Here is a 23846-nt window from a genome sequence, read left to right on the forward strand (position 1 = left end):
ACGTCCGCGCCAAAGAAAGCCGCCCTTGCCAAGGGCGGCTTTTTTCATGGGCGGCGGTTCAATGTTCGATGAATTCCGGCATCCGGCGCGGCGTGGCATTCGCGGGGCGCGGCGTCTGCTTGGCCGGTTCCTTGCCGGCTTCGATTGGCTCGATGCTGGGATCGTCCCAGCTGCCTGTGACGGCGTATTCCATGGTCATTGCGCGGGCGAGCGGCTGCTTGAGCAGCCATTGCGTGACAAAAGCGCCCAGGCCGATCAGCGGATTGACCGCCAGTGCGGTGACCATCGCCGCGCCGCTGGCGTCCAGATTCGGAATCACCACCGCTTTCATGTCCCAGCGTTCCTTGACGAGGTTCACGCCTCCGGCCAGGACGATGGCCGCGACCGGCCCGTTGATCTTGTAGCCTTCGGTGGTCAGCATGCCGTCAGCCACCTTCACGTTCCCGCGAATGGTGTCGAACGGAAAGCCGTCGCGCAGCAGGTTGGTGGGATTGACGTCCAGCCGTGCCAACCGCTGCAGCGATTGCAGCGACAGCAACTCCAAGAGGCGCGCGGTGCGGGAATTCACGTGCATGAAGCGGCCGTTGTCCAGGCTGACGACCACGTCCCCCACCACGTCGGCAATGTTGTGTGTCCACGGCAGATTGCGCCAGGTCGCCTTGCCCTGGATCGTTCCCTTGCCGTTGGACACCACGTTCTCGAAGCCGATCCGGCCCATGAAGTCACCGACGTTTTCCAGCTTCAGCAACGCGTCGACGGTCAGGCCGCGGTTCGGACCTTCCAGCCCCCAACTCCCCGTGGCGTTCAGGGCCGCCGAATCGTTGGTGATGGACAGCTTGTCCAGCCGCCACTGCCGTCCGCGTTCCAGATTGGTGCCCGTGACCTGAAGCGCCCCCAGGTTCTTGCCGTACAGCATGAACTGGTTGGCTTGCAGGTCGATGGCGGGGATGTCGGACAGATCGTTGCCGGACGCCAGCGCCTTGTCGGCCTGGTTGGCGTCGCCCTCGCCCGCGATCGACAGATGTTTCAGGCGAGCGGTGATCTGGCCGGCGATGGCGCCCTGCGCCTCACGCCACTCCAGCGTGCCCGCCGCCTGCCGCGATTCCAGTTCGACGCGCCAGCGCGCCGGCGCGGGACGCGTGGCGTACAGCGTCAGGTCATTGAAGGTGAAACCGCTGGCGTGCAGCACGCCGGCCGCCAGGCTGATGCGCTCGGGCTGCGGCAGGATGGGCTTGGCGGGCGGCCTGCCCTTGACGGGCGGCTCGTCGAATCCGTCCGAAACCTTTTCCCAGCCGTCCATGTCCAGCTCGGGCAGGCTGGCGTTCAGGCTCAGCCCGCGTTCCGGCAGGCTGGCTGGCCGCCCGACGCCCAGCGCCCCGCGCGAAAAATACGACGACGAGCCATCGGCCGGGTCCCGCTCGAACAACGCATTCACGTTGTCGCCCAGGCTGGCCGTGAGCCAGCGCCGGTCGCGCGCGCCGCGGTCCTGTGCCGGCGACCATTGCAGCTTCAACAGCTGCGCGGACTTGGCGGGCTTGCCGGCCGGCGCGGGCATGTCGATCGCCATGCCGACCAGGTCGGACTCGGCCGAGATGTCGATCGCACCGCCCTTCAGGTAGATCAGCCGGCCCTTGTACGCCGCACGGCCGGTAAAGCGCGACATCGACGGCGCGCGGCTCAACTGCGACAGGCCGGGCCCCGATAGCGTGCCGTCAAAACGCAGCGCGTCCGTGCCTTGCGCCAGCGTGCCGTAGATGTTGACGGGGCCGCCCAGGAACTGCGCGCGGATGCCCTTGGTCTGCACGCCTTTTTCCGAGAATTCCAGATCACCGTGGATCTGGCTGAGCACCGGGATCTCGGGCATGAAGCTGAACGAATTGTCCGAGAACTTGATGCGCCCCACCACTTGTGTGTCATCGGTGTTGAGCAGCGGCACGGTCAGATCGAGCGGCATGCGCCAGTCGCCGGTGCCGTGGGCCTCGTCCAGCGCCCCGTCCAGCAGCTCGCCCAGCGGAGAATTCGCCGCCAGCGCCAGGTACGCCGCCACCGGCCCGGAGGTGTCGCCGGTGACGCGAAGCTGCGAGTCGTGCTCCATGTTCGGAATGGCGGCTTTCACCTTGCCCAGCGTGACGGTATGTCCCTGCCCGGTATGGGCCACAGCGCCGCCGGCGCTATCCAGCGCGAGGCTCACCTTGTCGATGCGAAAACTGCCCGACAGGTTTTCCAGCATCGGCCAGCCCTTGTGGTGTTTGCGCGCCGGCGCGTAATCGACCTTGGCGCCGGAATAGTTGCCGGCGATGACGAACTCGCCGGTCGAGCCCGGTGCGCCATACGGAAAGTCGTCCAGATCGCCCTTGAGCGTGATGGCCGCCGAATGCATCTGCCCGGCGGGCAGGCCGGTCGCCAGCCATTCGCGGGCGTCCGCATTCACTTCGAGCGGCAGATACCGGTGAATGGCCGACATCGACCCGCGGACCATCGTGCCGCGCACGTCGACGCTGCCCGCCGCGGTCTTGCCTTCGGGCCGCCATTGGCCTTGCAGACGTGCTTCCAGGTCTTCATTGGCAAGGCGCAACTGCGCCACGTCCACGAACCAATGCGCCGGATCCGGCCCCTTGACCTGGGCATCGAGCTCCAGGTCGTCGGCCCGTAGCGTCGGCGTCTCGAAGACGCCGGGCAGCGTCACGCGCAGCTGATGCACCGCGCCCTTGACGGCCACGTCAGGCGCGCCCTTGCTGCGCCCCAGCGGCACGCCTTCGATCTTCACGTAATCGCCAGGCCACACGGAAAAGCGCAACTGCCCCGAGCCGCTCTGGACAGCGGGGCCGTCCGGCGCCGAAATCCAGGACACGCCGCGCACGGCGACATCGCTGGTCAGTTCGGTGAACTTGCCATGATCCAATTGCCACCACGCCCGAGCCGCCAGCCGGCCGGCGACTGCGGGCACGTCGATCCACGGCGCCCAGGCCTGCGGCTCCACGTCGTCGGCCTGCGCAAAAATCTGGCCGCTCCAGTTGGCGGGCTTTTTGGCGTCGACGCCAAACAGTCCACGGTTGAATTCCCCGCGCAGTTCCAGCTTATGCGCCAGCGCGGGCCCTGCGGAGGCCTGCAGCACGAACCGGTGCGACAGGCTGCCATTGCGCACCAGGAAGTCGACGCCTTCCAGTGTCAGTTCCGGCGCCTGGCGCAATTCGTCCTGCCAGCGCAGCGTGGCGTCGCTGACCAGCAGCTCGCGCTGCGCCGCCAGCCATCGCAGGCCCGGATGATTGAGATCGGAGGCATGGTCGCTCGCATTCAGGTCGATGTCCTGACCGGCGACCCACAGATGATTGGACGCGTCCCGCCGCAGCGTGAGTTCCGGCTTTTCCAGCCGCAGCCGCACCAGCGTGGGCGACAGCGACAGCAGGCTGCGCCATGCCACGACCGCGGACACGGACGGCAGGCTCAATACCGGATCGGCCTCGTCGTCGTAGACCTGGACGGCAGCGAGATCGAGCCTGGGATTGAGCCCTTGCCAGTTCGCCTTGATCGCGCCGATCGTAACGCGGGCGCCCAACGCCTGGCTGGCGTAGGCTTCGATCTGAGGGCGCCACTGATCCACCCGCGGGAGGACCCAGTAGCGCACGCCCAGAAACCCGATGGCGACGACGCCATAGACGGTCAGCGCGGCCCAGAACAGGCTGCGGAGCACTTTTTTTGGAACAGACACGGATCAGTGGGCAGGAGGAGATGTCTTGCAGTATCGTCCCCACTTATACCTGAAACACGTCCATCCGTCTGCCGCCCTTTGCACCATGTCGAAACCATCCTTGATCGCTCCCGCCCTCGCCTGGTCCGGCCATCTGCGCCGCCGCCTGGACGCCCACCCGGACCTGGCCGCCTGGTTGGACGAGGCCGTGAAACACCCGGTGACACCCGACCTGATGGCGCAATGGCAGAACGAACTGGCCGGCCCCGCCTCGGCCGCCTCCGCCGCCTTGCCGGTGGACGTCTGCCGCATGGTGCTGCGAAAGCTGCGCGAACGCGTCTTCAGCGTGCTGATCGTGCGCGACCTGACCGGGCAAGCGCCGCTTGAAGAGGTGGTGGGCGCCATGACCACGCTGGCGGACATGGCAGTGGCTGCCGCCTACCGCAGCGTGGCGGCGGAACTGTCGGCCGTGCACGGCATGCCGCGCGACCCGGCCACCGGCAAACCGCAGGAGATGCTGATCGTCGGCATGGGCAAGCTCGGCGGCTGCGAGCTGAACGTCTCGTCCGACATCGACCTCATCATGCTGTACGGCGAAGAAGGCGAAACCGACGGCCCGCGCCGCATCAGCCATCACGAGTTCTACGGGCGCCTGACCCGCCGCATGATGCCGGTACTGTCCGAGGTGGACGCCAACGGCCAGGTGTTCCGCACCGACCTGCGCCTGCGCCCGGACGGCGACGCCGGTCCGCTGGCCTGGAGCCTGGATGCCCTGGAGCACTACCTGATCGGCCAGGGCCGCGAATGGGAGCGCTATGCCTGGCTGAAAGCGCGGCTGATGCCCGCGCAGGCGTTCGAAGACAGCGACAGCGCCGCGCAGGCCCGGCAACTGGAAAGCCTGCGCGTGCCCTTCGTCTACCGCAAGTATTTCGATTTTGACGCGCTGGCCGCGCTGCGCGCGCTGCGCGAGCGCATCCGCCAGGACTGGCAGCGCCGCGCGTCGGCGCGCAATGGCATCGACAGCGCCAACAACATCAAGCTGGGCGACGGCGGCATCCGCGAGATCGAGTTCGTGGTGCAGCTTGCGCAATTGATTCGCGGCGGCCGCATGCCGGCGCTGCAAAAGCGGGGGCTGCTCGAAGCGCTGCATGCCGAGTGCGTGGCGGGTCTGATCCCCGAGGACGATGCCCGCCGGCTGGAAGAGGCCTATCGTTTCCTGCGCCGCACCGAGCATGCGCTGCAGTATCGCGAAGACGAGCAGACCCACCTCTTGCCCGGCGACCCCGACCTGCGCGCCGCCCTGGCCGCGGCGCTGGGGATGACCGCCGAAGACTTTGAAAACACCTTGGCGGCACACCGCGAGTTCGTGTCGCAGACCTTCCGCAACGTCTTCCGCATGGTCGGCATGGGCGAGGAAGAAGCTGCACCCGCCACCGCCCCGGACGCCACCGCAGACGCCACGCCGTCCAGCCAGCCCGAGCCTGACAGCGAATGCGAACTGAGCGAGCAGATCCGCCAGGCGTTCGGCAACGATGCAGACGATCTGCTGCGCCGCGCCGAGACGCTATCGGGCAGCCATCGCGTGCGCAGCCTGCCGGAAAGCAGCCGCCGCCGTATGGAGGTCCTGCTGCCGGCCGCCCTGCGCGCGGCGCTGCAGACGCCGGCGCCACATGAAGCGGCGGTGCGCCTGTTCGACCTGATCGAAAAGATTGCGCAACGCAGCGCGTACCTTGCCTTGCTCGCCGAATACCCGGACACGCTGGCGCGCGTGGCGCGCATGGTGGCCGCCAGTCCGTGGGCCGCGCAGTACCTGACGCAGCATCCGCTGCTGCTCGACAGCCTGATCGACTGGCGCACGCTCTTCGAGCCGCTAGACTTCGGCCAGATTGCCCGGCAGCTCACCGCAGATATGGACGCCTGCCGCCTGCCGGACGGCGATCCGGACGTCGAACGCCAGATGAACCTGATGCGCGACGTGCAGCGCCAGGCCAGCTTCCAATTGCTGGCGCAGGATCTGGAGGGCGAGCTCACCGTCGAAAAGCTGGCCGACCAGTTGTCCGCGCTGGCCGACCTGCTGCTTACCGAAACCATCCGTCGCGCCTGGCCGCTCGTGAACAAGGTCCCGGGCGCCGAGCCGCACTTTGCCGTCATCGCGTACGGCAAGCTGGGCGGCAAGGAACTGGGCTATGCGTCCGATCTTGACCTGGTGTTCCTGTTCGACGACCCGCGCGACGACGCGGCGGAGGTCTACGCCAAGCTGGGCCGGCGCATGTCGTCCTGGCTGTCGACCATGACGTCCTCGGGCCGGTTGTACGAAACCGACCTGCGCCTGCGGCCCGACGGCGACGCGGGGCTGCTGGCGGTCTCGCTGGAGGCCTTCGAGCAATACCAGCACAAGCACGCCTGGGCGTGGGAACACCAGGCGCTGACCCGGGCGCGTTTCGCGGCGGGCGACGCCAACCTGGGCGAGCGCTTTGAGAAGATCCGCGAGGACATCCTGGTGGCGCCGCGCGACACGGCCGCGTTGCGCAACGAGGTGCTGGCGATGCGCGAAAAGATCAATGCCGGCCATCCCAACACCACCGACCGCTTCGATCTGAAGCACGATCGCGGCGGCATGGTCGACGTGGAATTCGTGACGCAGTACCTGGTGCTGTGCCACGCGGGCACGCATCCGGTGCTGGTGCGCAACCTGGGCAACATCGCGCTATTGCGCCTGGCCGGCGAAGCCGGGCTGATCCCGCCGGACCTGGCGGCGCGGTCGGGCGACGCCTACCGCACGCTTCGGCGCGTCCAGCACCAATTGCGTCTTCAGGGCGTGGAAAAGGCCCGCGTGGCGCCCGACCAGTTGCAGTCAGAACGGGCCGCGGTCCGCGAGCTCTGGACGACGGTGCTAGGCTGATGGCAACTCGTCGTAAAATAAGGGTTTTTCCGCTTTTGCCTGACCGCCATGTCTGAACTCGTCCGCCCCAAACTCGACCTGCCCGCTGGCCGCAGCAAGGTGCTGATGCATTCGTGTTGCGCGCCCTGTTCCGGCGAGGTCATGGAGGCCATGACGGCCTCCGGGATCGATTACGCGATCTACTTCTACAACCCGAACATCCATCCGGTCAAAGAGTACGAAATCCGCAAGCAGGAGAACATCCGCTTCGCCGAGCAGCACGGCATCGAATTCATCGACGCCGACTACGACATGGACAACTGGTTCGAACGCGTCAAGGGCATGGAAGACGCGCCCGAGCGCGGCGAGCGCTGCACGGCCTGCTTCGACATGCGCTTCGAGCGCACCGCGCTTTACGCGCACGAGCATGGCTTTGACACCATCACCAGCTCGCTCGGGATCTCGCGCTGGAAGGACATGAACCAGATCAACGGCTGCGGCGAACGCGCCGCCGCGCGCTACGACGACCTGATCTACTGGACCTACAACTGGCGCAAGGGCGGCGGTTCGGCGCGCATGATCGAAATCAGCAAGCGCGAGAACTTCTACCAGCAGGAATACTGCGGCTGCGTCTACTCGCTGCGCGATACCAACCGCCATCGCCGCTCGCAGGGCCGCGAACGCATTCACATCGGCGTCAAGTTCTACGGCAAGGAAGACCTGATCAACGAAGAAAATCTCTGATCAGCGGGCGGTGCGCTCTGCACCGCCCATAAAAAAGCCTGGCAGTCCGCGCATCGCGCGTCCTCCAGGCCCGCTGCGGCGCCCCACGGGGCGCCGCAATGCTTTGTGTTGCGATCAGTCCAGCGTCAGCACCGTCGCGCCCGTCGTCTTGCGCGAAGCCAGCGCCGTCTGCGCCTCGCCCGCCTGCTCCAGCGTGTAGCGCTGGTCGATGCGGACCTTGATCTTCTTCTTGAGCACGAGGTCGAACAGTTCTTCGGAGGCCGACTGCAGCTTTTCCAGCGTGTTCACGTGGATGCCCAGCGAGGGGCGCGTCACGTACAGGCTGCCCTTCTGATTCAGGACGGCCAGGTTCACGCCTGCCACCGGCCCCGAGGCGTTGCCGAAGCTGACCATCAAACCGCGCGGCTCGATGCAGTCCAGCGAGGTTTCCCACGTGTCCTTGCCCACGCCGTCGTACACCACGGGCACCTTCTTGCCGCCCGTCAGTTCCAGCACGCGCTCGACCACGTTTTCACGCGAATAATCAATGGTTTCCCAGGCGCCGTTCTCGCGCGCCAGTTCCGCCTTTTCCGGGCTGGAGACCGTGCCGATCAGCTTGACGCCGAGCGCCTTGGCCCATTGGCAAGCGATCAGCCCGACACCGCCAGCCGCGGCATGGAACAGGATGGTCTCGCCGCCCTGCAGGCGGTACGTCTGGCGGAACAGGTACTGCACCGTCAGGCCCTTGAGCATCAGCGCGGCCGCTTCATCGAATTCAATGCCCTTGGGCACCTTGACGACCTGCAGGGCCGGCACGTTGCGAGCCTTGGCATAGGCGCCGATGGGGCTCTGGCCATAGGCCACGCGGTCGCCCTTCTTCAGGTGCTTGACGTCGGCGCCCACGGCGGTCACCACGCCGGCGCCCTCGAAACCCAGGCCGTGCGGCAGCGGATGCGGATACAAGCCCGTGCGGAAATAGATATCGATGAAGTTCAGACCGGCAGCGTGCTGCTCGATCGTGACTTCGTTGGCGGCCGGCGGCGGCACTTCCACCTCAACCAGCTTCAAAACTTCAGGACCACCGTGCTGCTCGATACGAATTGCCTTGACGAGATTGCTGGCCATGCTGGCCTCCTTTCATTGGAAATAATGCGAATTGACCAAAAATGCAGACTTCACCGCGTGGATTGCCTGTCGTCCTGCGCGGGCGGCGTGCGCATGGCGCCGCCCCCCATCAACGCAAACACCCCCGCCAGCACCAGGACGGTTCCGCCCATCTGCCACACGGTGATGGGCTCGTCCAGGAACCACGAGGCCAGGAACAGCACCGACACCGGTCCCACCATGCCCAGCAGCGAAGCAGTGGGTGCGCCAATCAGCGACACTGCCCACATCAGCATGAATACCGGCACCACCGTGTTCAGCGTGGCGTGAATGATGGAATAGCCATAGACCGCGGCGGGCTGGATCAGCATCGACGGCGGGTGCACGACAAAGAACTGGATGATGCAGGCCACGCACGACACCAGCATGGCATACGCCACCAGCCGCGTCGGGCCGATCCGCTTGATCAGTTCCCCGGAGCAAATCAGGTACACAGAATAGCTTGCGGCCGAGCCGAAAACGAACAAAGACCCTAACAGCACCTCGCCGCCTCCGCCGAAGGACAGGTCGTGCGCAAACACCAGCACCACGCCGGCGTACGACAGCACCATGGCCAGCCATTGCCGGCGCTCGATCGGCCGCTTGAACCAAAGGGCCGACAGCAGCACGACGAGCGAGGGAGACAGAAACAGGATCAGGCGTTCGAGGCTGGCGGTGATGTAGCGCAACCCCAGGAAGTCCAGGAAGCTGGACAGGTAATAGCCCAGAAGACCAAGCACGCACACCTGCAGGCGTTCCTTGGTGGTCATCACCACGATCTCGCCCCGCGCCGCGCGGCGCGACTGGCGCCACGCCACCACCGCGAAGAACGGCATCGCGAACAGCATCCGAAACGCGATCAGCGTGACCGCGTCGATTCCGTAGCGGTAGGTGAACTTGACGACGATGGCCTTGGCGGAAAAGAGGATGGCGCCAAGCACCGCCATGGCGATCCCGGCGGCGCGGCTGGAGGCCAGCGGGAGCGCCGTAAGCTTGGCAATACGATTCATGCGATGATTTTAAGTTCACCGCAAAAATAATTGCACGCCTTCTCTGATGCAGACCGCCTCCTTCGCAGCATGACCCGACACCGCGCCCTCACTTATATCCATATTGCCGCCGTGCTATTCGGCCTGACCGGCGTGTTCGGCGAACTGATCCAGGCCAGCGCCGCCGTCATCACGCTGGGACGGGCGCTGTTCGCGGTCGTGGCGCTGGGCATCTTCGCGCGCATGCGCCGCAAGCCGCTGCTGGGCGTGCTGACCCCGGCGCAGCTGTTCGTGCTGGTCCTCGCGGGCGCGCTGCTCGCGGCGCACTGGGTCACGTTCTTCATTTCCGTGAAGGTGGGCGGCATTGCCATCGCGACGCTCGGCTTTGCCAGTTTTCCCGCCTTCATCACCCTGTTCGAAGGCCTCATCTTCCGCGAGCGCGTCCGTCTTGCCGAATGGCTGCTGTTGGGCCTGGTGACCGCCGGCCTGGTGCTCGTCACGCCTTCGTTCAACCTGGCCGACCAGGGCACCATCGGACTCGCGTGGGGCCTGCTGTCCGGCCTGAGCTTTGCGCTGCTGGCCTTGAGCAACCGCCGCTCGGCCTCCGGCATGGATCCGATGCAGGTGGCCTGCTGGCAGAACGTGGTGGTGGCGCTGGTGATGGTGCCCTTCGCGATCGGCCAACTGCCTGCCCTGCCCGCGCTGGACTGGTTCTGGCTGGCGTTGCTGGGCGTCTTCTGCACCGGGCTGTCCCATTACCTGTTCGTCTCCAGCCTGACCCGGCTGAACGCCCGTAGCGCGGGGCTGGTGATTGCGCTGGAACCGGTCTATGCCATTGCCTTCGCCTGGGTGCTGTTCAGCCAGGAGCCGACGCCGCGCATGCTGGCCGGCGCTGCGCTGATCGTGGCCGCCATCGTCTGGTCCGGTCTGCGCAAGCAGGCGCCGGTGGCCGAACCCGCGGCAAAGATACAGCCTTGACAATAACTGACTAGGCAGTAAAATGCGCCGCATGACTGCCGCGCCTTCCCTGCCCACGCCCGAATCCTCCGAGTCGCCCGACACCCCGGTCCATTACCGCAACGACACCCGTTGCATGGCCGAAGACAACGCGGGCTACCTCATCAAGCTGGCTTATCACTCCCTGAACCGCATGCTGGACCAGGAGATGGCGCCGCTTGACCTCACCGCCATGCAATGGCGCCCGCTGGCCATGGTGTTTCTGGGCCGTGCCGATACGCCCGCCGAACTGGCGCGGCTCAACGACATGGACACCGGCGCCATGACGCGTGCGCTGGATCGCCTGGAAGCCAAGGGTCTCTTGCGCCGGAACCGCAGTCAGGAAGACCGCCGCGTCGTCAAGATCGAGCTCACCGAACTGGGCGAGGCCAAGGCCCGCGAAATCCCCGCCAACATTGCCCGCGCGCTCAATCATCACCTGCGCGGCTTTTCGACCGACGAGGTCAAGCAACTCATGCACTTCATGCGACGAATGATCGCAAACGGGTCCGCGTCCGGCTCCCCGGCCGACCGCTGACCCCACGCCCCGTGCTGGAGCCGGGGTTTTTATTTGGCATAATCATTGCCTAGGCAAATACAGATCAATCAATTACTTTCAGCTAACAGTCAGGATGAAACGCCTTTTATCTACCGCATTGGTGCTCGCCCTCGCCGGTTGCGCGCTGATGGAGCCGGCGCCCAAGCCCGTCGCCGCGCTTGATGCCGCCAAGCTCGGGCTGACCGGTCAAGCCACCGAATGGCCCGCCGCCCAATGGTGGGAACGCTACGGCGACCCGCAGCTCAACGCGCTGATGACCGAAGCGCTGGCAAACAGTCCGTCAATGAGCGCCGCGCAGGCGCGCCTGGCCAAGGCCAACGCCGCCGTCGGCATCGCGCGCGCGCCGCTGCTGCCGCGCGTGGACGCGGGCTACACCCTCAATCGCGAGCACCTGTCCAAGGACTACATCTACCCGGCGCCGCTGGGCGGCTCCGTCGTCAGCGACAACCGGCTGGCGCTGGACTTCAGCTACGAGCTTGATTTCTGGGGTAAGAACCGTTCGCGCCTGCAGTCCGCCGTGTCGCAACAGGAAGCCGCCAGCGCCGACGCGCAAGCCGCGCGCAACCTGCTCGCCAGCGCGACCGTGCGCGCCTACCTGAACCTGCAGAACGCGTTTGCCCAGCGCGACGTGCTGAACCGCGTGATCGCACAGCGCGCTGAAGTTCTGTCGCTGACCCAGGGCCGCTACTCGGCCGGGCTGGACACGCAGGTTGAAGTCAAGCAGGCCGAGTCGTCGCTGGCCTCCGGCAAGGTCGAACTGACCCAGACCGACACCACGCTCGCCCAACTGCGTAACCAGGTCGCCGCCTTGGCCGGCGCCGGCCCGCAGCGGGGACAGGATCTGGTTCAGGTGTCACTGACCGCACCGGCCGGCGCGGTCCCGGCCAGTGTTCCGCTCGACCTGCTCGGTCACCGGCCCGACGTCACGGCCGCCCGCTGGCGCGCCGAGGCGGCGCGCCACGCCATCGACACGGCCAAGGCCGAGTTCTATCCCAACGTGAACCTCGCCGCGTTCGTCGGCTTTCAGGCGATCGGCACCGGCAACCTGCTGGGCGCCGACGCCCGCATGGCCGGCATCGGTCCGGCCATCACGCTGCCCATCTTCCACGGCGGAGAACTCAACGCCAATCTCGCGGGCCGCCGCGCCGATGCGGACCTGGCGGTGTCGGACTACAACCAGACCGTGCTGGACGCCGCACATCAGGTCGCCGACGCCCTGGACGGCCTGCGCCTGCTGGACCAGGAAAAGGCCCAGCAACGCCAGGCGCGCGAGGCCATCGAGGCCGCCTACGCCCTGGCCGTCGACCGCTACAAGGCCGGCATGGGCAACTACATCACCGTGTTGATCGCGCAGACCGGCGTGCTGACGCAGGCCCGTCTTGAAACGGACCTGCGCATCCGCGCCTATCAGCTCGACGCCAACCTTGCCACCGCCCTGGGCGGCGGCTATGCGGCGCAGGCCGAGCCTGCCCCGAACTCCATTCATTGAACGATCCCGGATTCAGACGTCATGAACGCTGCCACTCCCACCACCCATCCCGCCCGTAAACGCCTCCTGCTGACGGCGACCGGCGTTTTCATCGTTGCCGGCATTGCCTACGGCATCTGGTGGGCGCTGTTCGGCGCCCATTTTGAAAGCACCGACGATGCCTACGTGCACGGCAACCTGGTGCAGATCACACCGCAGGTGCCCGGCACCGTGGTGGCCATCGAAGCCGACGACACCGAAACGGTCACCGCCGGCCAGCCGCTGGTCCGCCTGGACCCCGCCGACACCGACGTCGCCCTGCAGCAGGCGCAAGCCAAGCTGGCGCAGACCGTGCGCCAGGTGCAGACCTACTACGTGCAGAACGATGCGCTGGCGGCCGACGTCGACCTGCGCAATGCCGACATCCTGCGCGCCCAGGCTGAGCTGACCCGCGCGCAGAGCGACGTGAAGCGCCGCCAGCAGCTCGCCAAGTCGGGCGGCGTCAGCGGCGAGGAAATCCTGCACGCCGAGGTCGCGCTCAAGTCCGCGCAGTCCGGCGTTGCGCAAGCCAAGGCGGCACTGGCCGCCGCGCAGGCCAAGCTGGCGACCAACCAGGCGCTGACGCAAGGCACCTCGGTGGCCGATCACCCCGACGTGCGCCAGGCGGCCGCCGAGCTGCGCAACGCCTGGCTTGCGCAGTCGCGCACCGTGCTGCCCGCCCCCGTGGGCGGCGTGATCGCGCGTCGCAGCGCGCAGGTCGGCCAGCGCGTCGCCCCAGGCGCCGCGCTGATGACCGTGGTGCCGCTGGACCAGGTCTGGGTCGAGGCCAACTTCAAGGAAGGCCAGTTGCGCAAGATGCGCATCGGCCAGCCGGTCAAGATGGTGGCCGATCTATACGGCAGCTCGGTCACCTACCACGGCACCGTCGCCGGGCTGGATGCCGGCACGGGCGCCGCCTTCGCTCTGCTTCCCGCCCAGAACGCCACCGGCAACTGGATCAAGGTGGTGCAGCGCGTCCCCGTGCGCATCACGCTGGATCCCGAAGACCTCAAGCAGCATCCGCTGCGCGTGGGCCTGTCGATGGACGTGGAAGTCGACGTCGGCAAGGACGATGGCGCCCCGCTCACGCAGGTGGCGCGCAAGGAACCGGCCTGGTCGACCCGCGCCTTCGAGCCCGCCCACAATGAAGTCGACGCAATGATCGCGAAGATCATCGCCGCCAACGTCGCATCATGAGCACGGCCGCCCAGCCCGCGGGCGCCGGCGCGCCCCAAGAAGCCGCCCGCCCGCCGGGCACCCATCCGCCATTGGAGGGCGCGACCCGCATCATCGGGTCCATTGCCCTGTCGACCGCGGTCTTCATGAACGTGCTGGACACTTCCATCGCGAACGTGTCCATCCCCACCATCTCCGGCGACCTGGGCGTGAGCACCAGCCAGGGCACGTGGGTCATTACATCGTTTGCGGTGGCCAACGCCATCACCGTGCCGCTGACCGGCTGGCTGACGCAGCGCTTCGGACAGGTGCGCCTGTTCCTGATCTCCACGCTGCTCTTCGTGCTGGCGTCCTGGCTGTGCGGCTTTTCGCCCTCGCTTGAGGCGCTGATCGCGTTCCGGGTGCTGCAAGGCGCGGTGGCCGGCCCGATGATCCCCCTGTCGCAGACGCTGATGCTGGCCAGCTTTCCGAAGTCCAAGGCAGGCATGGCGCTGGCGGTCTGGTCCATGACGACACTGGTGGCGCCGGTGGCCGGCCCGCTGCTCGGCGGCTGGATTTCCGACAACTACACCTGGCCCTGGATCTTCTACATCAACGTGCCGGTGGGCCTCCTGGCCGCCTGGATCAGCTGGCGCATCTACGGCAACCGCGAATCCGTCACGCGCAAGCTGCCGATCGACAAGCTCGGCCTCGTCCTGCTCGTGGTCTGGGTAGGCGCGCTGCAGATCATGCTGGACAAGGGCAAGGAGCTGGACTGGTTTGCCAGCCCCACCATCATCGCGCTGGCGGCGATTGCGTTCGTGGCCTTCGTGTTCTTCCTGATCTGGGAGTTGACCGACGCGCACCCCGTAGTGGACCTGCGCCTTTTCAAGGTCCGCAACTTCACGGTGGGCGCGCTGACGCTGGCGGTGGCCTATGGCGTCTTCTTCGGCAACGTCGTGCTGCTGCCGCTCTGGCTGCAAAGCAACATGGGCTACACCGCGACCTATGCGGGGCTCGTAACTGCGCCGGTCGGACTGCTGGCGATCCTGCTCACGCCCATCGTGGGCAAGATGCTGGCCACGCGCGACCCCAGGCAGATCGTCACGGTCGCCTTCCTGATCTTTGCGCTGGTCTGCTTCATGCGCGCGGGCTTCAACACCCAGACGGACGTGCGCACACTGATGATCCCGACCATCATCCAGGGCGCAGCGATGGCGGCGTTCTTCGTGCCGCTCACGTCGATCACGCTGTCCAGCATGGAGCCTTGGCGCATCCCGGCGGCATCCGGGCTGTCGAACTTCCTGCGGCTGACGGCGGGCGCGTTCGGCACGTCGATTTCGACGACGCTGTGGGAAAACCGCGCAACGCTGCATCACGCGCAGCTGACCGAGATTGCCCGGCCCGGCCAGCAGGCGTTTGACCAGACCATGAACACCTTGCAGAACGGGCTGGGCGTCTCGCACCAGCAAGCGCTCACCATGGTGGACGGGCTGATCAATGCGCAGGCCTTCACGATGTCGGCGACGGACGTGTTCTACGCGTCCGCCATCATCTTCCTGCTGCTGACGGGCCTGGTGTGGTTCGCGCGGCCGCGCCCGTCCAAATCGGGCGGCGGCGGTGCGGCGGAAGCGGCTGCCGGCGCGCACTGACACGAACGGCATCGGCAAAAGCACAAGGCGCCTCGCGGCGCCTTGTTTTTTTCTGATGCTCGGGTTGGCCTGGCGGCGTCCGCACCGCCGGATCAGTCCTTGAGCAGCGTGCGCCAGTCCTTGCGTTCGATGATGTCGGCCGACAACGCGCTGACCGGCGACAGGTTGAACACGGACACCCCCCGCGCGCGCCACAGCGGTGATGCAAAGCGGAAAGACGGCTCGATGTAGCGCGGAAAGTTGCGCGTCAGACGGCTGGTCTGCGGCTTGCCGCCCTCGTCGTAGAAACGCAATCCGCCCTGCACGGTCAGGTCCAGCCCGTGCACGTAGACTTCGCGCACCCCGCCGGACATCAGGACCTGAAGGGCCGCATACGCGACGGTATCGGCATCGAATACCCCCAGCGAGGCATCGAAGCTGTAGCCCAGCCCCTGCTTGGCGTCCAGCAGTTCGACGTCAGCCGAGGCCGCCGCAATGCGCTTGAGCACTGCCGGCGCGGCGCTACGCTCGTAAGCGCGCTTGGATATCAGTTCGATGATGCAGATGCGGCAGCGGATGTGTTCCTGGGGGATGCCCTGCATGATGTAGCGCAGCACCTCCGGAAACACATACAAGGTCAGGTCGCTCGCGACGATCTCTCGCACCAGGTCGATGCGGTCGCGCACGAAGTTCTGGTCGATGATGCAGTAATACTTGAACTTCAGACCAAACTTGCGCGACAGCGCGATGGCGCCATTGACGCCCATCGCCACGCCGATATCCATCCGGTCATAGGGAATCTCGGCGATCGACGGGCCGCTCAGGATCAGATGCACCACCTTGTCGGCGGGGTCGTAGCCTTGGGATAGCGGCGTGACGGGCAGCGAACGACCGAAGGCGCGATACCCGCTGATCGCGCCTTCCTTGTCGCGCCAGATACGGACGAACGGCCACAGATGCTGATTGTGCCGCTGCGTGCGCGAGCGCAGCATGCGAAAAAGCTTGCGCACGAAGCGGTCGGCCCGCCCGCCGCCCACGTGATCGGAGGGGGGAGAAATAATCGAGTCGTTCATCAATTAATCGGACGGGCCTGCCGCCAATGCCATCAGCCGGCTCGAACCAGCGCAGCGATCGCGTCGCCGACTTCGGCCGTTGAAGCGTTGCCTTTCATATCCCGCGTCCGCGGACCTTCGGCCAGCACGGTCTCGATTGCCTTAACCACGGCGGCCGACGCGTCGGGATACCCCAAGAAATCCAGCATCAATGCCCCGCTCCAGATCTGACCGATGGGGTTGGCGATGCCCTTGCCATAAATGTCCGGCGCCGAGCCATGCACCGGTTCAAAGAGCGACGGAAACTTGCGTTCCGGGTTGAGATTGGCGGACGGCGCGATACCGATGGTGCCCGTGCAGGCCGGTCCCAGGTCCGACAGGATGTCGCCAAACAGGTTGGAAGCCACCACGACATCGAACCAGTCCGGATGCTGCACGAAGTGTGCGCACAGGATGTCGATGTGATATTTGTCCCAGCGCACGTCGGGATAGTTCCCGGCCATCTCGGCCACGCGCTCGTCCCACCACGGCATCGAAATCGAAATGCCATTGGACTTGGTGGCGGCGGTCAGGTGCTTGCCGCGCTTTTGCGCCAGTTCAAATGCGAACTTCAGCACCCGCTCGGCGCCGATGCGTGTAAAAACACTTTCCTGGATGACCACTTCGCGGTCGGTGCCCTCGAACAGGCGGCCACCGCTGTTGGAGTATTCGCCTTCGGTGTTTTCACGCACGATGAAGAAATCGATCTCGCCGGGCTTGCGGTCGGCCAGCGGCGACGGCACGCCGGGCATCAGACGCACCGGGCGCAGATTGATGTATTGATCGAATTCACGGCGGAACTTGAACAACGAGCCCCACAAGGCCTCGTGGTCGGGCACCGTAGCGGGCCAGCCGATCGAACCGAAGAAAATGGCCTCGTGCTGGCCGATCTGGTCCTTCCAGTCGTCCGGCATCATCTTGCCGTGCTCGGCGTAGTAGTCGCAGCTCCAGTCGAAATGGTCCCATTGGAACTCGATTCCGAACCGCGTCGCCACGGCATCCAGCACCTTCAAACCTTCCGGCACGACTTCCTTGCCGATCCCGTCTCCTGGGAGCACCGCAATCTTGTGTTTCTTAGCCACCACGTCTTCCTTTGGTTTTCATTGATACACCGCCCGCAATGTCAGGCATAAATGCCGGCCACACAATACCCCACTTTACGAAACGGACGGTCGGACTGGCCGATTCGCCACGTTGCGCCGATGAGGCTTAGCGCCGGCCCTTCGATCCCAGCAACGACCCGAGGATCCCTCGTGTGAGTTCCCGCGCGATGGAGCGTGCCGAGCTTTTGGCAATGGTCTGCACCACGCCGTCGCGTTTGCCGCCGCGCGGTCCAGTCGACCCGAACAGCACGTCCTTCAGGCTGTCCATCAGCCCGCCGCTCTCGTCGGCAGGCGGCTGGGACGTCTTGGCGGACGGCTGCCCGGCCCGGGCCGGAACATCCTTGGCGACCGGAGGTTCTGCCGGCGCCGCCGCGCGGCCCGCCAGGATTTCGTAGGCGGATTCCCGGTCGACCGCCTTTTCATATTTGGGCGCCAGGGGATTGCCCTGGCGCAGCGCCTGACGTTCCGCGTCCGTCGCCGGCCCGATACGGCTGCCCGGCGGCACGATGTAGGCGCGCTCGGTCGGCATCGGGCGGCCCTTGGCATCCAGGAGCGACACCAGCGCCTCGCCCACGCCCAGCTCGGTGATCGCGGCCTCGATGTCCAGGCCGGGATTGGGCCGCATGGTCTGCGCCGCAGTCTTGACGGCCTTCTGGTCGCGCGGCGTGAACGCCCGCAGCGCATGCTGGACGCGGTTGCCCAACTGGCCCAGCACGGTGTCGGGGATATCCAGCGGATTCTGGGTCACGAAATAAACGCCCACGCCCTTGGAGCGGACCAGGCGCACGACCTGCTCGATCTTGGTCAGGAGCGCCTGCGGGGCGTCGTTGAACAGCAGGTGGGCCTCGTCGAAGAAGAAGACCAGTTTGGGCTGGTCCATGTCACCCACCTCGGGCAGCTTTTCATACAGGTCGGCCAACAGCCACAGCAGGAAGATGGCGTACAGGCGCGGCGCCTGCATCAGCTTGTCGGCCGCCAGCACGTTGACGATGCCGCGGCCCTGCGCGTCGGTGCGCATCAGGTCGGCAACGTCCAGCATCGGCTCGCCGAAAAATCGTTCCGCGCCTTGCGATTCCAGCGCGAGCAGACCGCGCTGGATGGCGCCGACGCTGGCCGAGGACACATTGCCGTAGCGCGTCTTTAGTTCGCCGGCGCGGTCGGCGACGTCCTGCAGCATCGCCCGCAAATCCTTCAAATCCAGCAGCAGTTGTCCCTCGTCGTCCGCCACCTTGAAAACCAGGGTCAGGACGCCTTCCTGCGTGTCGTTCAGTTCAAGAATGCGCGACAGCAGCAGCGGCCCCATATCGGTAATGGTGGCCCGCACCGGCAGCCCCTGCTCGCCAAAGACGTCCCACAGGGCGACCGGGCTGGCGCCCCAGGCGGGCTCCGGCAGCCCCAGGTTCTTCAGGCGTTCCTGCAGCTTGGGGCTGGACACGCCCGCCTGCGAAATGCCGGTCAGGTCGCCTTTGACGTCCGCCATGAACACGGGCGTGCCGATCCGGGAAAAAGACTCGGCCAGGACCTGCAGGGTGACGGTTTTGCCCGTGCCGGTGGCCCCCGTGATGCACCCGTGGCGGTTGGCCAGGGCCGGCAGCAGCGCCAACTCGGTCTGCGCGTTCTTGGCGATGACAAGGGGGTTGGGCATGGGCGGCTCCGGACCAGGGATCAGATGGATGCCCAAGTGTAGAGCCTGCCGCCCGCCTTGTGCGCGTGGCTATATGGACACAAGCGTCCCTCTTGCCGGACGGGAGGGCCGCCGGCACGGTAAAATGCCGTCTTTGCAGACACATTACCCTGGGAAGCCATGGCCGGACACAGCAAATGGGCCAATATTCAGCACCGCAAAGGGCGCCAAGACGCCAAGCGCGGAAAGCTCTGGACCAAGATCATTCGTGAAATCACCGTGGCGGCGCGCGCCGGCGGCCCCGACCCGGACAGCAACCCTCGTTTGCGCATGGCCTGGGACAAGGCCACCGACGCCAACATGCCCAAGGACAACATCCAGCGCGCCATCCAGCGTGGCGCGGGCGGCGCCGACGGCGAGGCCTACGAAGAAGTCCGCTACGAAGGCTACGGCATTGGCGGCGCGGCGGTCATCGTCGACTGCATGACCGACAACCGCACCCGCACCGTCGCCGAAGTCCGCCACGCGTTCTCCAAGAACGGCGGCAACCTCGGCCAGGAAGGCTCGGTCGCCTTCATGTTCAAGCACTGCGGCCAATTCGTGTTCGCCCCGGGCACCCCTGAAGACAAGGTCATGGAAGCCGCCCTCGAGGCCGGCGCCGAAGACGTCACCACCGACGAAGAAGGCGTGATCGAAGTCGTCTGCGCCCCGTCCGATTACGCTGCCGTGCGCAAGGCCTTCGACGAGGCCGGCCTGAAGGCCGAAGTCGACGGCATCGTCATGAAGGCCCTGAACGAAACCGAACTCGCCGGCGACGACGCCGCCAAGATGCAGAAACTGCTCGACGCCCTGGAAAGCCTGGACGACGTGCAGGAAGTCTATACGACCGTCATTTTCGACGAAGCGCAGTAACTCTCCCTTTCCTGGCGCGCCAGCGGCTCCGTCCGCCTGCGCGCCTCTTCAGACTCACGCAACATGAAACTCCTGGTAATTGGCTCGGGCGGCCGCGAACATGCCCTCGCCTGGCGGCTGGCCCGCTCCCCGCGCGTGCACAAGGTGTATGTCGCTCCGGGCAACGGCGGCACGCAACGGGCCGAGCAGATGGAGAACATCCCGCTCACCAATGCCGAGGAACTGGCCGATTTCGTCCAGCGCGAGGGCATCGCCCTGACGGTCGTCGGCCCCGAGGCGCCCCTGGCCGCCGGTGTCGTCGACGTCTTCCGCGCCCGTGGCCTGAAGATCTTCGGACCCACCAAGGCCGCCGCGCAGCTTGAAAGCTCCAAGGATTACGCCAAGGCCTTCATGGTCCGGCACAACATCCCGACCGCGCGCTACGAAACCTTCACCGACCCGGCCAAGGCTCATGCCTACATTGACCAGGAAGGCGCGCCCATCGTCATCAAGGCTGACGGTCTGGCCGCGGGCAAGGGCGTGGTCGTCGCCGCCACCCTCGAAGAAGCGCACGCCGCCGTCGACGCCATGCTGGGCGACGGCTCCATGGGCGAAGCCGGCGCGCGCGTCGTCATCGAAGAATGCCTGATCGGCGAAGAAGCCAGCTTCATCGTCATGTGCGACGGCCGCAACGTGCTCGCCCTGGCCACCAGCCAGGACCACAAGCGCCTGCAAGACGGCGACCGCGGTCCCAATACGGGCGGCATGGGCGCCTACTCCCCCGCGCCCATCGTCACGCCCGAACTGCATCACCGCATCATGCGCGAAATCATCCTGCCTACCGTGCAGGGCATGACGCGCGACGGCATTCCGTATACGGGTTTCCTGTACGCCGGCCTGATGATCGCCCCGGGCGACGATCCCGACCGCGAAATCAAGACGCTGGAATTCAACTGCCGCATGGGCGACCCCGAAACCCAGCCCATCATGATGCGCGTCAAGAGCGACCTGCTGGATGCCCTCGAGCACGCCGTCGAAGGCACGCTCGACCAGGCTGACATCGTCTGGGACCGCCGCACCGCCCTGGGCGCCGTGCTGGCCGCTCACAACTACCCCAACACGCCGCGCACCGGCGACGTCATCCGTGGCCTGCCCGCCGATGCCGAAGACTGCATGGTCTTTCACGCCGCCACCCAGCTCGATGGCGAAGAAGTCAAGACCACTGGCGGGCGCGTACTGTGCGTCACCGCCCTGGGCGATTCCGTCAAAATGGCGCGCGACCGTGTCTACGAAGCCATTGACCGCATCCACTTCGATGGCCGCCAGTACCGCTCCGACATCGGCTGGCGCGCGCTCAAGCCGTCGCAGCAAAAGCCCAAGTCCAACGCGTAACCGGAACCGCCCATGACCGCTCTGCCCGTCTCCGCTGTCCGGGACTACCTCACCGGCTTGCAGGCCCGCATCGTGGGCGCGCTGGAAGCGGCCGAAGGCGGCCCCTTCCGCGCCGACGAATGGGTGCGGCCCGAGGGCGGCGGCGGTCTGTCGCGCCTGCTCGAAGGCGGCCAGCTCTTCGAACGCGCCGGCGTGCTGTTCAGCCACGTCAAGGGTTCCAAGCTGCCGCCATCGGCCAGCGCGCACCGCCCGGAACTTGCCGGCCGCTCATGGGAAGCCATGGGCGTGTCCATGGTGCTGCACCCGCGCAATCCGTACGTGCCCACCACGCACATGAACGTGCGCATGTTCGTCGCGGCCGCGCGGCCCGGCCATGACGAGGCCGACGTCTTCTGGTTCGGCGGCGGCATCGACCTCACCCCGTACTATCCCTTCGAAGAAGACGCCCGCCACTTCCACACGGTGTGCCGGGACGCGCTGGCGGTCCATGGGCCCGATTACTATCCGCGCTACAAGCGCTGGTGCGACGAATACTTCTTCCTCAAGCATCGCGACGAAACCCGCGGCATCGGCGGCGTCTTCTTCGACGACCTGAACGCCCCCGGCTTCGACGCGTCTTTTGCCCTGACCCGTTCAGTCGGCGACGCATTCCTGGACAGCTACCTGCCCATCGTCGACAAGCGCCGCGGCATCGCCTACACCGAACGCGAGCGCGATTTCCAGGCCTACCGCCGCGGCCGCTACGTCGAATTCAACCTGGTCTTCGACCGCGGCACGCTCTTCGGCCTGCAATCCGGGGGCCGCACCGAATCAATCCTGCTGTCCATGCCGCCGCTCGCGCAATGGCGCTACGACTGGCAGCCTGAAGCCGGCACCCCCGAGGCCGAACTGGCCGCCTATCTCAAACCGCAGGACTGGGTTTGAAACGCATCGGCCTCTTCGGCGGCAGCTTCGACCCCGTTCACGTCGCCCACATCGCGCTGGCGCAGAATGCCCTGCAGTCGCTGGGGTTAAACCAGGTGCAGCTCATCCCCGCCGCCAACCCCTGGCAGCGCGCTGCGCTGAACGCCACCGCCGAACATCGCCTTGCGATGCTGGAACTGGCCATCGCCGGCCATCCCGGACTGGCGGTCAACCCCATTGAAATCGAGCGGGGCGGCGCCACCTACACCATCGACACGCTGCGCGCCCTGCCGCAGGACGCGCGCTATGCATGGCTGCTGGGGGCCGACCAGCTCGCCAATTTCTGCACCTGGCGCAACTGGCGCGACATTTCCAGCCTGGTCGACCTGGCCGTGGCCACTCGCCCCGGCACGCCCCTAAGCGCACCGCCGAAACTTGCGCAATGGCTAGAGGACCAGGGCCGCACGCTGCAAGAATTGCCTTTTCCGCCCATGCCGGTGTCGGCTTCCGAAATCCGCCAGCGCCTGGCGCAGGGCGAATCCACCGACGGACTGCTCGACGCGTCCGTCGCCGCCTATATTGCGGCGCACAAACTCTACCGATAAACCCTTCCCGCCCGGCGCTGCCGGTCAGCCGCCGCTGCCCTCGAGCGGGTTATATTTGCACCTATGGATATACAGAAACTCCAACGCGCCGTCATCGACGCCCTCGAAGACGTCAAGGCGCAAGACATCAAGGTCTTCAGCACCACGCATCTGACCAGCCTGTTCGATCGCGTCGTGATTGCAAGCGCCACCTCCAACCGGCAGACCCGCGCGCTGGCGTCCAGCGTCGCCGATCGCGGCCGCGCCATGTCGCTCACCGGCATCACCATCGAAGGCGAGGACACCGGTGAATGGGTCGTCGTCGACCTTGGCGACGTCGTCGTGCACATCATGCAGCCGGCCATTCGCCAGTATTACAACCTCGAAGAAATCTGGGGCGGCAAGCCGGTGCGCGTGAAGCTCCTGCCCGAATCGACCCGCGTCGCGCCTGTCCCCAGCGACAGCGACGGCGGTTACGACGACACCGAAGACTGATCACGCCGTGAAGCTGATCGTCGTCGCGGTGGGCACGCGGATGCCGGACTGGGTGCAGACCGCCTGGGACGACTACGCCAAGCGCCTGCCGGCCGACTGCGCCCTTGAACTGCGCGAGATCAAGCCCGAACCCCGCACCACAGGCAAGACCCCGGCCCAGATGATGGCGGCCGAGGCCAAGCGCATTGAGGCCGCCCTGCCCGCCAATGTGCTGCGCATGGCCCTGGACGAACGCGGCCGCGACCTCACCACGATGGCGCTGTCGCAAAAACTCGAACAGTGGCGCGCGGGCGGGCAGGATGTCGCGTTTCTTGTCGGCGGCCCCGACGGCCTGGATCCCGCCCTCAAGGCATCCGCCAGCGGCCAGTTGCGCCTGTCGTCCCTCACGTTGCCCCACCCCATGGTGCGCGTGGTCCTGGCCGAACAGCTCTACCGCGCCTGGGCCATCATGACCAACCATCCCTACCACCGCGCGTGACCGCCGCCCGGCG

Annotated in this window: 19 protein-coding genes; 13 read left to right on the forward strand and 6 right to left on the reverse strand. The window is 66.3% G+C overall.

Annotated features, from left to right (window positions below):
- Positions 1 to 58: 58 nt before the first annotated feature.
- Positions 59 to 3691 (reverse strand): YhdP family protein, encoded by a 3633-nt coding sequence (locus tag HV681_RS22405; RefSeq protein WP_175125068.1) that lies wholly within the window; start codon positions 3689 to 3691, stop codon positions 59 to 61.
- A 103-nt stretch (positions 3692 to 3794) separates the two neighbouring features.
- Here HV681_RS22405 and glnE point away from each other — a divergent pair, with 103 nt between their 5' ends.
- Entirely contained in the window at positions 3795 to 6590 is a 2796-nt protein-coding gene (gene glnE / locus HV681_RS22410; RefSeq protein ID WP_175125069.1) for a bifunctional [glutamate--ammonia ligase]-adenylyl-L-tyrosine phosphorylase/[glutamate--ammonia-ligase] adenylyltransferase, read from the forward strand.
- 48 nt (positions 6591 to 6638) lie between these two features.
- Entirely contained in the window at positions 6639 to 7313 is a 675-nt protein-coding gene (locus HV681_RS22415) for an epoxyqueuosine reductase QueH (protein WP_063956977.1), read from the forward strand.
- A 114-nt stretch (positions 7314 to 7427) separates the two neighbouring features.
- On the opposite strand, the gene HV681_RS22420 is transcribed toward HV681_RS22415, so the two are convergent.
- Positions 7428 to 8417, reverse strand: a complete 990-nt coding sequence (locus HV681_RS22420; protein ID WP_175125070.1) for a quinone oxidoreductase family protein — start codon at positions 8415 to 8417, stop codon at positions 7428 to 7430.
- A gap of 50 nt (positions 8418 to 8467) precedes the next feature.
- Positions 8468 to 9445 (reverse strand): DMT family transporter, encoded by a 978-nt coding sequence (locus HV681_RS22425; protein WP_175125071.1) that lies wholly within the window; start codon positions 9443 to 9445, stop codon positions 8468 to 8470.
- A 69-nt stretch (positions 9446 to 9514) separates the two neighbouring features.
- Here HV681_RS22425 and HV681_RS22430 point away from each other — a divergent pair, with 69 nt between their 5' ends.
- The 5 genes from HV681_RS22430 (at position 9515) to HV681_RS22450 (ending at position 15293) form a co-directional block, all read left to right on the forward strand.
- Positions 9515 to 10402, forward strand: coding sequence for a DMT family transporter (locus tag HV681_RS22430; RefSeq protein WP_175125072.1), 888 nt, complete (start codon positions 9515 to 9517; stop codon positions 10400 to 10402).
- A 31-nt stretch (positions 10403 to 10433) separates the two neighbouring features.
- Entirely contained in the window at positions 10434 to 10958 is a 525-nt protein-coding gene (locus HV681_RS22435; protein ID WP_175125093.1) for a MarR family winged helix-turn-helix transcriptional regulator, read from the forward strand.
- Between the two features lie 94 nt (positions 10959 to 11052).
- Positions 11053 to 12468 (forward strand): efflux transporter outer membrane subunit, encoded by a 1416-nt coding sequence (locus HV681_RS22440; protein WP_175125073.1) that lies wholly within the window; start codon positions 11053 to 11055, stop codon positions 12466 to 12468.
- 21 nt (positions 12469 to 12489) lie between these two features.
- On the forward strand, positions 12490 to 13683 hold the full coding sequence (locus tag HV681_RS22445; RefSeq protein WP_175125074.1) for an HlyD family secretion protein: 1194 nt from the start codon (positions 12490 to 12492) through the stop codon (positions 13681 to 13683).
- Entirely contained in the window at positions 13680 to 15293 is a 1614-nt protein-coding gene (locus tag HV681_RS22450; protein ID WP_254595041.1) for a DHA2 family efflux MFS transporter permease subunit, read from the forward strand. The genes HV681_RS22445 and HV681_RS22450 overlap by 4 nt, the downstream gene beginning before the upstream one ends.
- Positions 15294 to 15385: 92 nt before the next feature.
- Here HV681_RS22450 and HV681_RS22455 read toward each other — a convergent pair whose 3' ends face one another.
- The 3 genes from HV681_RS22455 to HV681_RS22465 all read right to left on the reverse strand — a co-directional run bounded on the left by HV681_RS22455 (position 15386) and on the right by HV681_RS22465 (position 19111).
- Entirely contained in the window at positions 15386 to 16345 is a 960-nt protein-coding gene (locus tag HV681_RS22455) for a WaaZ-like lipopolysaccharide core biosynthesis protein (protein ID WP_175125075.1), read from the reverse strand.
- Between the two features lie 32 nt (positions 16346 to 16377).
- Positions 16378 to 17445 (reverse strand): tartrate dehydrogenase, encoded by a 1068-nt coding sequence (locus tag HV681_RS22460; protein ID WP_175125076.1) that lies wholly within the window; start codon positions 17443 to 17445, stop codon positions 16378 to 16380.
- A gap of 127 nt (positions 17446 to 17572) precedes the next feature.
- A complete protein-coding gene (locus tag HV681_RS22465; protein ID WP_175125077.1) occupies positions 17573 to 19111 on the reverse strand; it encodes a helicase HerA-like C-terminal domain-containing protein in 1539 nt (512 codons plus the stop codon).
- 159 nt (positions 19112 to 19270) lie between these two features.
- Between HV681_RS22465 and HV681_RS22470 the strand changes: the two genes are divergently transcribed.
- The 6 genes from HV681_RS22470 to rlmH all read left to right on the forward strand — a co-directional run bounded on the left by HV681_RS22470 (position 19271) and on the right by rlmH (position 23833).
- A complete protein-coding gene (locus tag HV681_RS22470; RefSeq protein ID WP_175125078.1) occupies positions 19271 to 20002 on the forward strand; it encodes a YebC/PmpR family DNA-binding transcriptional regulator in 732 nt (243 codons plus the stop codon).
- A 63-nt stretch (positions 20003 to 20065) separates the two neighbouring features.
- Positions 20066 to 21373, forward strand: a complete 1308-nt coding sequence (purD, locus tag HV681_RS22475) for a phosphoribosylamine--glycine ligase (RefSeq protein WP_175125079.1) — start codon at positions 20066 to 20068, stop codon at positions 21371 to 21373.
- A gap of 12 nt (positions 21374 to 21385) precedes the next feature.
- Positions 21386 to 22297, forward strand: coding sequence for an oxygen-dependent coproporphyrinogen oxidase (hemF, locus tag HV681_RS22480; RefSeq protein ID WP_175125080.1), 912 nt, complete (start codon positions 21386 to 21388; stop codon positions 22295 to 22297).
- Complete coding sequence (gene nadD / locus HV681_RS22485) at positions 22294 to 22881, forward strand: nicotinate (nicotinamide) nucleotide adenylyltransferase (protein ID WP_175125081.1); 588 nt, start codon at positions 22294 to 22296, stop codon at positions 22879 to 22881. The genes hemF and nadD overlap by 4 nt, the downstream gene beginning before the upstream one ends.
- Before the next feature lie 63 nt (positions 22882 to 22944).
- The gene (rsfS, locus tag HV681_RS22490) at positions 22945 to 23355 is read left to right on the forward strand and encodes a ribosome silencing factor (RefSeq protein WP_175125082.1); all 411 of its coding nucleotides are present in this window, start codon (positions 22945 to 22947) and stop codon (positions 23353 to 23355) included.
- 7 nt (positions 23356 to 23362) lie between these two features.
- A complete protein-coding gene (gene rlmH / locus HV681_RS22495; protein WP_175125083.1) occupies positions 23363 to 23833 on the forward strand; it encodes a 23S rRNA (pseudouridine(1915)-N(3))-methyltransferase RlmH in 471 nt (156 codons plus the stop codon).
- The last annotated feature ends 13 nt before the right edge of the window (positions 23834 to 23846 follow it).

It is taken from the genome of Achromobacter animicus (assembly GCF_902859585.1).
GTDB lineage: Bacteria > Pseudomonadota > Gammaproteobacteria > Burkholderiales > Burkholderiaceae_B > Achromobacter > Achromobacter animicus.